We start from the raw sequence: 13,699 nt of genomic DNA on the forward strand, positions 1-13,699 counted from the left end.
TTGGCCATAGCGCCTCTCACGGTACAGACCGGTCGCGTTGGCCCGTGACGGCCATTGACTCAGCGTCCAGGGCGTGCGCGACTCGCACTTTTGCGCCGTGAGCGCAGACTCAAGGCAGAATCAGCGGATCGCGCCGACGATGTCGCCGGACATCGCGCCCAGCTGCGAGGCCCACGACCCCCAGCCGTTGTCACCGGCCGAGAAGTCGAAATGCCCGTTTTTGCCACGCACCTGGCGGTACTGCATGTTGAAGAACCGGCCGCTGCCGGCCGCCTCGGCCGGGTCGCCGATCATCGCGGCCGGGTTGGAGGCACCCCCCAGCGGGCTGTAGATCCAGACCCGGGTGTTGTTCTGCGCCAGCAGCGTGGCGTGCACGGTCGGGTCGTGCCACTTCCAGCGGCCCAGCTGGGGTGCCCCCCACATGCCGTAGGGGTCGACGCCGCCGAAGTTCTCCAAGCCGGCGCTGATCACCCCGCTCTCGGTGGTGTTGGACGGGCCGAGGAAGCCCGACATCGATCCGGCGAAGCCGAACCGGTCGGGGTGGAAGGTGGCCAGCGCCAGCGCTCCGTAGCCGCCCTGGGCCGCGCCGACCACGGCGTGGCCTCCCGGCGCCAGCCCCCGGTTGGCCGCGAGCCAATCCGGCAGCTCCGTGGACAAGAAGGTGTCCCACTGCTTGCTGCCGTCTTGCTCCCAGTTGGTGTACATGCTGTAGGCCCCACCGGCGGGTGCGACCACCGAAATGCCCTTGCCGGCCAAGGTGTTCATCGCGTTGCCGGCGGTCACCCAGTTGCTCACCTCGGGGTGGGCGTCGAAGGCATCGAGCAGATACACCGCGTGGGGTCCCTGGTTGAGGAAGGCCACCGGGATGTCGCGGCCCATCGACGGCGACGGCACCATCAGGTTCTCGAACTGTGCGGCATGCGCGGTCGCGCCGACGATCACGCCACCGCCCCACATGCCCAGAGTCAGCACGGCCACCCACAGCGTCCGCAGCAACTTCGACAGTCCGCTCATATCCACCTCGCTCGTCGGCACAGCTTCGTGATGATCCACCCGCGGGTCGCGCGCCCCGACCACGCAAGGTAGTCAATCACACGGGGCTCGCAGCCAGGCCGGAAACTACCGACGGCGGCGACCCATCGGGGTCGCCGCCGTCGGCGGTGCGTTTCGGTGCGGGACTACTCGCCCGAGCTGCTGCTCTCGCCGCTGTTCGGCGAAGCGCCCAGGTGGCTCTGCAGGTCCGGCTTCATGGCCTGCAGCTGCTGACCCCAGTACTCCCAGCTGTGCGTGCCGTACTCCGGGAAGTTGAAGATCGCGTTGTTGCCACCGGCTGCCAGGTAGAGCTCCTGGAACTTCTTGTTCGCGCCGATCATGAAGTTCTGCTCCAGGAAGACGGCCGGGATGTTGTCGCCGCCGAGCTCGTTGGCCTTGCCGTTGCCGCAGAACACCCACAGCCGGGTGTTGTTGGCCACCAGCTTGTCGACGTTGACCGTCGGGTCGTTGCGCAGCCATGCCGGGTCGTTGTCGTCGCCCCACATGTCGTTCTTCTTGTAGCCGCCCGCGTCGCCCATCGACAGGCCGATCCAGCCCTTGCCGGTGGACGGGTTGAGGTAGCCCGACAGCGAGCCGGCGTAGGTGAACTGGTTGGGGTGGTAGATGGCCAGCGTCAGCGCCGACGAACCAGCCATCGACAGGCCGACGGCGGCGTTGCGGGTCTGGCTCACGCCGTACTCCGAGGCGAGGTAGGCCGGGAGCTCACTGGTGAGGAAGGTCTCCCACTTGTAGGTCTGGCAGCCGACCTTGCCGCAAGCCGGCTTGTACCAGTCGCTGTAGAAGCTGGACTGGCCGCCGACCGGCATGATCACCGAGATGCCGGAGTTCAGGTACCACTCGAACGCCGGGGTGTTGATGTCCCAGCCGTTGAAGTCGTCCTGCGCCCGCATGCCGTCGAGCAGGTACAGGCCCGGGGAGCCCTGGCCACCGCTCTGGAACTGGACCTTGATGTCGCGGCCCATGGACGACGAAGGCACCTGCAGGTACTCGACCGGCAGTCCCGGCCGGGAGAAGGCGTTTGCCTCCGCGGTGTCGCCGACGACACCGACCAACCCCGCCAGCAGGGCCGCGCCGGCGGCGCCGACCATCAACCTGTCAAGCAGCTTCATTCTGGACATCCTCATTCGTCTTGTTGCCGTGCTCTGAGTGGGTGGCCCGAGTCGGACCAAATCTGCGCGCGCGAGTGCGGCAGTGCCGGTGTAGTCAACCACAGAAAGCGGCCACGGATCTCTTACGGTTCTGGCACGCGACCGGTGAATCGGCCCGAACCGGTCTTTTCCGTGCCCGGCGCGCTGCGCTCGGGAGGCCATTGCAGCCGGTGAGACCGGACGCGGCCGGTAGCTGCGACGGGCAGAACATGACGTCGATCACATTTTCGGCCGGGGACGTTCGCTGGCGGTTGGGCGCCGTCACGGGACGTCGGGCGGCATCCCGGTATAGGGCGGGCGGGTCGGTTCGGGCACGGCCAGGCCGCATCGGATCAGTTCGTCGCGCGGCACCCGGTCGATCCGGTACCGGGTGTAGCTCGCCGAATGCAGCACGTTGGACAGGAACCGGCGTGGGCCCATCGGCGCGCGCACCGATCCCAGCACCGCCGCGGTATCGGGGCAGCGCAGGGCGGCCTCTGCCTGGGCGATCCAGTCCTGATCCAGGTAGCCCGGGATCAGCGGATACCACTTGGCCCACGGGCCGTCGGCCACCACCCAGTCCCGGAACAGGTCCTTGTCGTGGCCGATCCGGCCGTGTTCGAGCCGTTCGGTATGCGCCGCAATCGGATTGGCCAATCCGATCTGGTCGAGCAGCCGGACGTCGAGGCCGGTGTTCATGCCCAGCATGCCCAGGTTGGTGAAGAAGACGGTGTGCGGTCCGCCGTCATCGGGATGCTCGGGGACGCCGATCCCCGGTGGCGGCGGCAGGATGACCGGGACGACGTCCCACTGGTCATAGTTGCCCGAGGGCAGCAGCAGCGCGCCGTCGGGGGTGGCCGCGATCGTGGTCAGCACCGCGCGCATCCGCGGGTAACCGAGGTAGTCGGCGGCGGTCAGCGGGTGGGCGTGGCCGGTGGCCTGCGAGTAGAACCGGCGCTCGTCGACGATGCCGGAGTAGGTGACCCGGGTCGCGTCGTAGCCCATTCCCGGGGAGTTGGCCGCCCACAACGCCCAGCCGGCCACGGCCAGCCACAGCAGGCCCACCGCGCCGCTGAGCGGGTAACCGGCCTCCCGGTGAAAGCGCGCCCCGTCGGGCAGCTGGACCGGGATGACGGCCACCGGGGCCAGCAGGCAGAACAGCGGTGCCAGCAGCACCCGGCCGTGCATGAAGTCGCCGCCCTGGCGAATCCAGTAGGCGCCCTGCAGCACACCGCTGAGTACGAAGAAGCAGACCACCGCACCCGGGCTCTGCACCAGCCGGGCCCAGGTGCCGACGCCGCGGGGCACCGGGCGGCGGGGACGGTAGCGCACTGCGGCGCCCACCCACAGCGCCGCACCCAGCGCCGTCAACAGCACTGCGGGCACCCACAATGCGTAGGGCGCGTTGAAGTTCGCCAGGTAGATCATCCCTTGCGACCACTTGTCGCCGGCGGCGTCCTTGGCCAGCGCGGTGCCCGGCACCAGCAGCGCGTAGTAGCCCATCCGGAAGATCTGGTAGGCCACCGGCAGTGCGCCGCCGGCCACCAGGATCAGCGCCCGGGGTCGCCAGTCCCGCGCCGCGATCAGCAGCATGATCAGCACGCCGCCGCCGATCAGCGCCAGCTCGGGGCGCACCAGCACGCTGCAGCCCGCCACGAACGCCAGCGCGGCGGTGAATCGCGTTCCGCGGGCTCGGGATCGGGGCATCCGCAGCGCCTGCGACCAGCAGACCAGCATCCACCACAACAGCCCCAGGTAAGCCAGCACCAGCCCGCTCTCCAGCCCGGAGGTGGCGAAGTCCCGGGCGGGCGGCACCGCGATGTAGACCAGTGCCCCGGCCGGCAGCAGCAGCGCGCGGCGGCCCTGCAGCCCCGGCGCGTACAGCCGGGTGGCGCCGAACATCAGCAGCGCCACCCCGGCCAGGCTGAGCGCCAGCGCGAACGTCAGAGCTACGTACTCCATGCGCACCGGCCCGCCCAGCCAGCTGCCGACATACATCAGGTAGGTCCATGCCGTGGAGGTGTTGGCCTCCACCCGTTCGCCGGCGTTGAAGACCGGCCCGTTGCCGGCCAACAGGTTTCGCACGGTGCGCAGCACGATCAGTCCGTCATCGGAGATCCAGCGCCGCCGCCACGCGCCGATGCCGAACAGCAGCAACACGATGGCCACCCCGGCCCACGAACTCAGCCGCACCGACGTGCTGTAGGCGACCGCCGGCCAGCCCAGCGGCCGGACCCGGGGGTCCGGCGATCCGCCGAGCGCCGACCGGCTAACCGAAAGCGACGGCAGCACCGATGGTTCCGATCCAGGCCAACGCCATCAACTGCAGCACCCGGTCGCGCCGCAGGATGTCCTCGGGCTCACCGGCCATGCCACCGTCGACGTCGACCGCATACCGCAGGATCGCGATCGTGATCGGGATGATCGACACCGCGTACCAGGAACCCGACCCGCTGTCGCGCTCGAAGGCGAACAGGCTGTAGCAGACCAACATCGCGGTGGCCGAGGCCGTCCACACGAAACGCAGGTAGGTGCCGGTGTAGCTCTCCAACGATTTGCGGATCTTGGCGCCGGTCTGCTCGGCGAGCTGCAGTTCGGCGTAGCGTTTACCGGCCACCATGAACAGTGACCCGAATGCCATCACCAACAAAAACCACTGCGACAGGTAGATGCTGGTGGCTGCGCCCCCGGCGATGGCCCGCAGCAGATACGCCGACGACACGATGCAGATATCCAGCACCGCTTGGTGTTTGAGCCCGAAGCAGTAGGCCAGTTGCATGGCGAGGTAGATCGCCATCACCAGCGCCAGATTGGGGCTGAGCCACCAAGACACGGCCAGCGAGGCCACGCCCAGCACGATCGCCAGGCCGTAGGCCAGCGGCTCGGGGACCACTCCGGCCGCGATCGGCCGGAACCGCTTGGTGGGGTGCGCCCGGTCGGCTTCCACATCGCGTGCGTCGTTGACCAGGTAGATCGCCGAGGCCGCCAGCGAGAACACCACGAAGGCGATCAATACCTTGAACGCCAGGTCGGCGTAGTCGTAGTGCACACCGCGGCCCAGCGCGCCCAGGGGCGCCGCCACCACCAGCACGTTCTTCACCCACTGGCGGGGCCGCATCGCCTTGATGGCTCCGGTGACCAGGTTGGCCGGCGGGCCCGCCACCCGGGTGTCCTCACTCATAGCGCGACTCCATCCGTTGCACGGCTGCGGCGACCGCGGCTCCCACCAGCACGCCGGTGGCGACATCGCTGGGGTAGTGCACCCCCAGCACCATGCGCGACAACGCCATCGGCGGCACCAGCACCGCCGGCAGCGCCCACCCGCGCAGGCCGGCCGCCCGTCCCACCAGCACCGCCGCGGCGGTGGTGGAGGTGGCGTGCGCGGAGGGGAAGCTCAGCCGGCTGGGCGTGGCGACATTGACCGCGATCGCCGGGTGGTGCGGCCGTTCGCGGCGCACCAGCCGCTTGATCACCACCGCGGCTGCGTGCGCGGCGAAGGCCCCCGCGCCGGCGGCCAGCCAGGCCCGGCGCCGACGCGGCTGCGCCAGCGCACCGAGCGCCGACACCGCCAGCCAGCCCAGGCTGTGCTCCCCGAAGTGCGACAACGTCCGCGCCGTCGGTAGCACGCCGCTGCGGCCGGTGAGCGCGGACTGCACGGCGACCAGCACGGCGTCCTCACCGTGCGGCGGGCCGACCGCCGGTTCAGTCATGGCTCTCCAACAGGACCGTCTCCCATTGCTGTTTGCTGGCCAGCTGCGGCAGGGCCCGGCGGTAGGCCCGGCGCAGGTCGTCGAAGCGGCGGCCCAGCTGGTACTGGCGGCGCAGCGACTCGCGCAGCAGGGCGAACATCTTCTCCCGGTCGCGCTGACGGTAGACCACGCCACGTCCGTCGGCGGTGGTGACGGTGACGCCGTCCTGGGTGCACAGCAGAAACCACCGGGCGTCCTGAGTGGGCACGTTGAGCTGCGGGCGCTGATGGTGCTCGGCCGCGGTGGCCTTGAGATTGTGAGCGATGCCGCGGGCCAGCCGGTAACCGATCGACAGCGGCTGCACCGGCGGGTGCATCGGCCTGCGGCGCTGCGACGGGGCGGGCAGCTGGCTGGCCGCCGGCAGCACCACCGCGTCGGGATAGTTCTTGCGCAACGCGTGGACGTCCGGCAGCGCCGACTCCAGGATCGAGAAGATGTGCTCGGGGCCGGCCATGAAGTCGTCCAGCGCCTTGTTCTGCACGGCGACCGTCGAATACTCCAGGCAGGCAAGGTGTTTCAACGTCGCCTTGAGGTGGCTGCGGATCAGACCGGAGATCTTGCCGTCCCAGTGCAGCGCAGCCACCATCAACCGGTTGCGCAGGTGGAAGTAGGCCTGCCAGTCGATCGCGTCGTCCTTGTCGCTCCAGGCCATGTGCCAGATCGCCGCGCCCGGCAGGGTGACCGTGGGGTAGCCGTGCTTGCCGGCCCGCAGCCCGTACTCGGCGTCGTCCCACTTGATGAACGACGGCACCGGCTGGCCAACCTCCTCGGCGACGGCGCGCGGGATCATGCACATCCACCAGCCGTTGAAGTCGACGTCGATGCGCCGGTGCAGCTCGGGGCTTTCGGCCAGCGACTTTTCGGCGAAGTTGTGGTCGTACTCGGTGTGCGGGGCGTTGGTCCACATGAACACGTCGGGGTCGACGACCTCGCCCATGACGTGCAGGTGCGACGGCTCCTGCAGGTTGAGCATGTGCCCACCGACCAGAGTGGGTGTCTTGGCGAACCGGCTCAGGGCGAGTGCCCGCAGGATCGAGTCCGGTTCGATGCGGATGTCGTCGTCCATGAACAGGATCTGTTCGCAGCCGGTGTTTTTCAGCGCCTCATACATCACCCGGCTATAGCCGCCGGAGCCGCCGAGGTTGGGCTGGTCGTGGACCGACAGCCGGTCGCCCAGGGCGGCGGCCGCCGCGGGAAAGCCCGGATGGTCACGCACTTTGCGGGTGCCCTGGTCCGGGACGATCACCGCGCTGATCACCTCGTCGACGCACGTGTCGGAGGTGAGCGCGGTCAGCGCGTTGACGCAGTCCTCGGGCCGGTTGAACGTGGGGATCCCAACGGCGACGTCAGCGCGCCCGGGCGCTTCGGTCGGCGCGTACCAGCCACCGCCGATCAATGTGACCGCGGTGTCGGTGGTGATGTCGAACCAGATCCAGCCGCCGTCCTCGAAGGGCTGCAGGCCGACCTCGAACTCGATGATCGCCGGGGTGCCACTGCCGTCAAAGGGCTTGCCGTCCACCGCGATCCGCGCACCGGTCGCCTTGGAGCGGTAGACATCCACGCGACCGGACCCGGTGAGCTCCAGGCGCAGCACCACCGACTCCACCGTCGACCAGCGGCGCCAGTAGGAGGCCGGGAAGGCGTTGAAGTACGTCGCGAACGACACCTCCGACTCCTCGCCGATCTCCAGGCTGGTGCGGGTGAGCGGATGCGCCCGGCGGCTGTTGGTCTCCGACTCCTCGATGTAGAGCTTGCGGACGTCCAGCGGCTCACCGTGGCGTGGCAGGATGATTCGCGAAAGTCGGCTCACCGCACGCGAACTCGTGGCCTTGGTCATCGGTTGTTTTCCCTGTTGTTCTCGTGCAGCGCAACACCGTCGGCGAGGTGCGGCGCCAGGATGTTGTCGTACATGCTCAGCGCACTGGCGATGGCCATGTGCATGTCCAGATATTGATAGGTGCCCAGCCGCCCGCCGAAGAGCACCTTCGCCGACTCCATCTCGGCCTTGGCCAGCCGGCGGTAGGCCTCGACCATGGCACGGTCGTCGGGGGTGTTGATGGGGTAGTACGGCTCGTCATCGTCACGCGCGAATCGACCGTATTCGCGCATGATCACCGTCTTGTCGGTCGGATAGGACCGTTCCGGGTGGAAGTGCCGGAATTCGTGGATGCGGGTGTAGGGCACGTCGGCGTCGTTGTAGTTCATCACCGGGGTGCCCTGGAAATCCCCGGTCGGCAGCACCTCGACCTCGAAGTCCAGGGTGCGCCAGCCGAGCCGGCCTTCGGCGTAGTCGAAGTAACGGTCCAGCGGTCCGGTATAGACCACCGGCGCGTCGGGGCTGGCCGCCCGCAGTTCCTGGCGGACGTCGAACCAGTCGGTCTCCAGGCGGACCTCGATGTTGTCGTGCGCCGCCATGTTCTCCAGCCACGCGGTGTAGCCGTCGACCGGCAGCCCCTCGTAGGTGTCGTTGAAGTAGCGGTTGTCGAAGGTGTAGCGCACCGGCAGCCGGGTGATGTTGGCCGCGGGCAGCTCGGTGGGGTCGGTCTCCCACTGCTTGGCGGTGTAGTGCTTGACGAATGCTTCGTAGAGCGGGCGGCCGATCAGGCTGATCGCCTTTTCCTCGAAGTTCTTCGCCTCCTTGGTGTCGACCTCGGCGGCCTGCTCGGCGATCAGCGCCCGGGCCTCGTCCGGGGTGAAGTAGCGGCCGAAGAACTGCGACACCAGGCCCAGTCCCATCGGGAACTGGTAGGCCTGCCCGTTGTGCATGGCGAAGACCCGGTGCTGGTAGCCGGTGAAGTCGGTGAACTGCCGCACGTAGTCCCAGACCCGCTTATTAGAGGTATGGAACAGGTGGGCGCCGTATTTGTGGACCTCGATGCCGGTCTGGGGCTCGGCCTCGGAGTAGGCGTTGCCGCCGATGTGGTGGCGCTTCTCGACGACGAGGACACGCTTGCCGAGCTGCGTGGCTGCGCGCTCGGCGATGGTCAGGCCGAAGAATCCAGAACCCACAACGAAGAGGTCAAAACGAGCGGTCATCGGCGCCAAGGGTATCTGAACAGCGGCCGCGAGCAGCGTCGGCGCCCCGCCGCCTGCCCCGTCCGGTCGGCCCCGCCGCCGGCCGGGCCGCCGCGTGCCGCGCCGCCCGGACCGCGAGATTGCGCTCACGCAGGCAAAACGCCCCGATCGCCTGCACCAGGGCGATCTCGGCGCGCAGCCGGGGCCTCCGCACTGCGGGAAAGCGCTGGTCGCAGTTTCCTCACGATTCGATCTCGTCACTCTATTCACAAGAGTCACACGCGTACCGTCGACCGGGTAGGCAGTAAACGCCCGTGCGGCTCCCCGGGCCCAGGGCAAAACATATTGAGGAGACTTCCGTGCCGAACCGCCGTCGACGCAGGCTCTCGACCACCATGAGCGCAGTCGCCGCCCTGGCGGTCGCGAGTCCGTTTGCAGTTGTCGCTGTATCCGAGCTGGCGGCCCGCGCCAACGCACCGCAGCACCACGACTTCGTTGCGGCCGCATCGGTGGCCGACCTGCCCAATGAGCTGATCTCGGCCCTGTCGCAGGGCCTGTCCCAGTTCGGAGTGAACCTTCCGCCGGTGCCCGGCTTCGGGGGCGGGACGGGTTCGTTGACCTCGCCGGGGATGTACCCCGCCTCGCCGGGGATGTACCCGGCGTCGCCGGGCCTGACCTCGCCCGGCCTGACGCCGGGGCTGACCTCGCCCGGCCTGACGCCCGGGCTGACCTCGCCGGGGCTGACCGACCCGTCGCTGACCACCCCGTCACTGTCGACGCCGCCGGTGGGCACCCCCGGGGTGACCACCTCCGGCCTGACCTCGCCGGGGCTGACCACGCCGTCGCTGGGCACGCCCGGGCTGACCTCACCGGGTCTGACCACGCCGTCGCTGTCCGACTCGTCGCTGACCAGCCCCGGGCTCACCAGCCCCGGTCTGACCAGCCCGGACACCGGCCTGCTGGGTGCCGGCGACATGCCGCTCACCTCTCCGGTGGGCCTGGACCCGGGTCTCGACGGCACCTACCCGATCCTCGGCGACCCCTCGCTGGGCATGCCGGAGAGCAGTGGGAGCGGCGGCGTCGTCAGCGACCTGATGAGTGCGGCCAACCAGCTGGGTGCCGGACAGGCCATCGATCTGCTCAAGGGTGTGGTGATCCCGTCCATCGCGCAGGCCGCGCAAGGTGCCGCGCCGGCCGCCGCGGCCGCACCCGCCCCGCTGCCGGCCCCCTGATCCCAAGGAGACCTGTTTCCCTAACGGCACCGCAGAGTCAGCCCGCCCAGCCGGGCACCCGTGAGACTCTGCGGTGCCGTTAACAATGGGGCCGCTCGACAAGGCCGCGTGTCGCATCACTAACAACACAAGGCACATACGTAACATCAGCACGTGCCAACCCGTCGTCCGCCGCCGACGATCAAGCTGACCGCCACCGTCGCGACCGTGCTGATCCTGCCGTGGGCGGTGGCCGATGGACCGGGATCTCAGCCGGCTGTCATCTCAAAGACGCCGAGCGCCGCCGCCACCAAGCTGAACCACCAACCACTGCCCGATCTGGAACCGGGGACCACCGTCCGTGAGCTCACCCAGGACGAGCCGTTCACCATGGTCGCGCTCACCGGTGCCGACTTGAGCGGCACCACGGCAAAGATTCGCGCCCAACGCGCCGACGGGTCGTGGGGGCCCTGGTACGCCACCGCCCATGAGGCCGCCGACCATGGCCCGGCGGTCGATCACGCGCCCGCCCCGGGCCCGCAGGGCACCGAGCCGGTATTCGTCGGCCGCACCACCGCGGTGCAGATCGCGGTCACCCGGCCGGCCCGCGCTGCGAAAGCACACCCCGAACCGGCGGCCCCGGCAACGCCGAAGCCCAAATCCGGTGCCGCACAGCCCAAGCCCGATCTCGGCTACATCCCGGCCACCGCCGAACAGCCGTTCGCGCAGAACATCTCCGCGGTGTTGATCACCCCACCGAAAGCCCCGGTCGATGCCCAGTGGTCGCCGCCGAGCGCGGTGCTGGCACCGGGACAGCCGCCCAACATCATCCCGCGCAGCCAGTGGGGTGCCGGTGCGCGCGGCCGGTGCGGCAAACCGGTGGAGAGCGGCCCGGTCCAGGCGGCGGTGGTGCATCACACCGCGGGCTCCAACGACTACTCCCCCGAGGACTCCGCGGCGATCATCCGGGCCATCTACGCCTACCACACCCGCACCCTGGGCTGGTGCGACATCGGCTACAACGCGCTGGTGGACAAGTACGGCCAGGTGTTCGAGGGCCGAGCCGGCGGCGTCACCAAGGGCATCGTGGGCAGCCATGCCGGCGGGTTCAACAAGAACACCTGGGGGGTGTCAATGATCGGCACCTTCGACGACGCCCCTCCCCCACCGATTCAGCTCGAGACCGTCGGCCGGTTGCTGGGCTGGCGACTCGGGTTGGACCGCACCGACCCGCGGGGCACCGCGCAGCTGACCTCCGGCGGCGGCTCGTCCACCCACTTTCCCCGCGGCTCGGCGCTGACACTGCCGGCGATCATCGGCCACCGCGACCTCGACGCGACCGAGTGCCCCGGTGAACAGGGCTACGTCGCTCTCAACGAGATCCGCGAGATCGCGGCCCGCTTCGGCGACCCGCCCGGTCCTGAGGACCTCGCCAGGACGATGCAGGGCGGCGCCATCCACACCCGCTGGCTGGAGCTGGGCGGCGCCGACGGCCTGCTCGGCGCCGTCACCTCGCCGGAGGCGATCGGCGCGGGTTCCACCAAGTACGCCACCTTCGAGCACGGCGCGGTGTACTGGTCACCGGAGACCGGCGCCCAGCCGGTCACCGGGGCGATCTACGACGCCTGGGCGTCGCTGGGCTACGAGCGCGGCATGCTGGGGCTGCCCACCAGCGGCGAGATCCCCGAACCGGAGTGGATCGGCCAGAACTTCCAGCACGGCACGCTGAACTACCACCGGGCCAGTGGCAGCGTCATCCGGGTCATCGACGGCAACGCCGAAGAGCTGCCGCCACCGCCGCCGGAGGGCCCGCCGGTGCAGTTGGAGCGCTTCTCCCGGGTGGTCGATCCGTTCCCGGTCGGCTAGCCCCGTTGACTCTGCGGCCAGGGCGGAAAAGCGCGAGAAGACCCCGCCCTCAGCGCAGAGTCAACGCGCAAAAATGCGTTCCAGCACCCGCGCCAGTCCGTCATCGGTGTTGGGCGCGGTGATCTCGGCGGCGGCGGCCAGCACCTCCGGATGCGCATTGCCCATCGCCACGCCGTGCCCCGCCGCCAGCAACATCGGCAGGTCGTTGGGCATGTCGCCGAAGGCCACCACCTGCTCGACGCCGATGCCCAGCGGCGCGATCAGCTCCTCGATGCCGGTGGCCTTGGTGATACCGGCCGGCACCACCTCGACCAGGCCGTTGTTGGTGGAGTAGGTCAGCTCCGCGGCGCTGCCGATATGCGGCGCCAACTGGGCCGCCATGTCGGCGCTGGCCGCCCCCGCCTTGCGGATCAGCAGCTTGATCGCCGGCTGCGACAGCAGGTCCTCTTTCGAAACCTCAGTGTTGTCCGGATTGAGCCAGGCGTGTTCGTAGCCCGGTGAACTGACGAATTGCGGCGTCGCCGCGTCGTGTGCGCGCTCGCCGATGCGTTCCACCGCCAGGCCGGCGCCGGGGATGATGCGGCCGACGACCTCGGCCAGCTTGACCAGGCTGTCGGCCGACAACGTGCGCGCCGAGATCACCCGGTCGGTGTCGGGGTCATAGATGACCGCGCCGTTGGCGCACACCGCCATCGGGGCGAACCCGAGCGCGTCGACGACCGGCGGGATCCAGCGTGGTGGGCGCCCGGTCGCCAGGACGAAGCCGGATCCAGCTTCAATGGCGGCGTGCACCGCCGCCCGGGTGCGGGCGGTGATGTTCTCGGTGTCGTCGAGCAGGGTGCCGTCGACGTCGCTGGCAATCAGCGCGGGGAGATCGTGCATCAATGCCGACTCAGACCGGCCAGCGCGCGCCGAAGCCGGCCACCGTTGCCCTGCTCCAGCCGTTTGCGATCGCGTTCGGCGAGCTCGGCTTCGCGCATCGCCAGGGCTTCGGCCATGGTGGGGGCGCTGCCGCCGAGCCGGCGCGGCACCCAGTAGGCGCCGGCCGGGTGCGGGTACTCCAGTTGCGCCTGTTCGAGCATTGCGGCCATGGTGTCACGCAGCTCGGCGGTGGCCGCCACGATGTCGTCGGAGACGTCTATCGGCCGGCCGATCTTCACCAGCACCGGAACGTGGTTGCGCCACAGCTGCTTGGGGTGATCTTTGGTCCATACCCGCTGAATACCCCAGACGATGACCGGGATGATCGGGACACCGGCGGCGTGGGCCATCCGGGCGGCGCCGGTCTTGAACTCGCGCAGTTCGAAGCTGCGGCTGATGGTGGCCTCGGGGTGCAGGCCGACCAGCTCGCCCTCGCGCAGCCGCTGGACAGCCACGTCGTAGGCACCGGCCCCGGCGGAGCGGTCGACCGGGATCAGCTTGATGTGCTTGATCACGTAGTTGATCACCGGCACCTCGGTCATCTCGGCCTTGATCATGAACCGCAGCCGGCGGTGCCGCCGCAGCGCCGCGATCGAGGCCGGATACCAGTCCAGGTAGCTGGTGTGGTTGAGGGTCAGCACCGCCCCGCCGCGTTCGGGGATGTTCTCCAGGCCCTCGAAGGTCGGGTGGGGCCCGTTGGCCTTCGCCAGCGCCGGGATCACGATCTCCAAAGTGCGGAAGAGGGGTTCAGCCATGC

At 69.3% G+C, this 13,699-nt stretch carries 11 protein-coding genes; 2 read left to right on the forward strand and 9 right to left on the reverse strand.

Going from position 1 to position 13,699, the window contains the following annotated elements; genetic code table 11:
* Positions 1–120 precede the first annotated feature (120 nt).
* From AC5Y4Q_RS06750 to glf, 7 genes are all read right to left on the reverse strand, one after another.
* The gene (locus AC5Y4Q_RS06750) at positions 121–1,014 is read right to left on the reverse strand and encodes an esterase family protein (RefSeq protein WP_064922689.1); all 894 of its coding nucleotides are present in this window, start codon (positions 1,012–1,014) and stop codon (positions 121–123) included.
* A gap of 164 nt (positions 1,015–1,178) precedes the next feature.
* On the reverse strand, positions 1,179–2,162 hold the full coding sequence (locus tag AC5Y4Q_RS06755; protein WP_064922658.1) for an esterase family protein: 984 nt from the start codon (positions 2,160–2,162) through the stop codon (positions 1,179–1,181).
* A 300-nt stretch (positions 2,163–2,462) separates the two neighbouring features.
* A complete protein-coding gene (aftB, locus tag AC5Y4Q_RS06760) occupies positions 2,463–4,472 on the reverse strand; it encodes a terminal beta-(1->2)-arabinofuranosyltransferase (protein WP_064922659.1) in 2,010 nt (669 codons plus the stop codon).
* Complete coding sequence (locus AC5Y4Q_RS06765) at positions 4,450–5,361, reverse strand: decaprenyl-phosphate phosphoribosyltransferase (RefSeq protein WP_064922660.1); 912 nt, start codon at positions 5,359–5,361, stop codon at positions 4,450–4,452. Before AC5Y4Q_RS06765 ends, aftB begins: the two co-directional genes overlap by 23 nt.
* Positions 5,354–5,890, reverse strand: coding sequence for a phosphatase PAP2 family protein (locus AC5Y4Q_RS06770; protein WP_064922661.1), 537 nt, complete (start codon positions 5,888–5,890; stop codon positions 5,354–5,356). Before AC5Y4Q_RS06770 ends, AC5Y4Q_RS06765 begins: the two co-directional genes overlap by 8 nt.
* A complete protein-coding gene (locus AC5Y4Q_RS06775) occupies positions 5,883–7,766 on the reverse strand; it encodes a glycosyltransferase (RefSeq protein ID WP_064922662.1) in 1,884 nt (627 codons plus the stop codon). Before AC5Y4Q_RS06775 ends, AC5Y4Q_RS06770 begins: the two co-directional genes overlap by 8 nt.
* The gene (glf, locus tag AC5Y4Q_RS06780; protein WP_499958756.1) at positions 7,763–8,974 is read right to left on the reverse strand and encodes a UDP-galactopyranose mutase; all 1,212 of its coding nucleotides are present in this window, start codon (positions 8,972–8,974) and stop codon (positions 7,763–7,765) included. The genes AC5Y4Q_RS06775 and glf overlap by 4 nt, the downstream gene beginning before the upstream one ends.
* A gap of 329 nt (positions 8,975–9,303) precedes the next feature.
* Here glf and AC5Y4Q_RS06785 point away from each other — a divergent pair, with 329 nt between their 5' ends.
* Positions 9,304–10,176, forward strand: a complete 873-nt coding sequence (locus AC5Y4Q_RS06785; protein WP_064922664.1) for a hypothetical protein — start codon at positions 9,304–9,306, stop codon at positions 10,174–10,176.
* A gap of 153 nt (positions 10,177–10,329) precedes the next feature.
* On the forward strand, positions 10,330–12,021 hold the full coding sequence (locus AC5Y4Q_RS06790) for an N-acetylmuramoyl-L-alanine amidase (protein ID WP_185746621.1): 1,692 nt from the start codon (positions 10,330–10,332) through the stop codon (positions 12,019–12,021).
* Positions 12,022–12,081: 60 nt separating this feature from the next.
* Here the strand turns inward: AC5Y4Q_RS06790 and AC5Y4Q_RS06795 are convergent, their stop codons facing one another.
* Positions 12,082–12,903: an HAD family hydrolase gene (locus tag AC5Y4Q_RS06795; RefSeq protein ID WP_125225062.1), complete on the reverse strand. Its 822-nt coding sequence runs from the start codon at positions 12,901–12,903 to the stop codon at positions 12,082–12,084.
* Positions 12,903–13,697, reverse strand: a complete 795-nt coding sequence (locus AC5Y4Q_RS06800) for a lysophospholipid acyltransferase family protein (RefSeq protein ID WP_064922667.1) — start codon at positions 13,695–13,697, stop codon at positions 12,903–12,905. Before AC5Y4Q_RS06800 ends, AC5Y4Q_RS06795 begins: the two co-directional genes overlap by 1 nt.
* Positions 13,698–13,699 lie beyond the last annotated feature (2 nt).

Source organism: Mycobacterium sp. NGS16, from assembly GCF_059813225.1.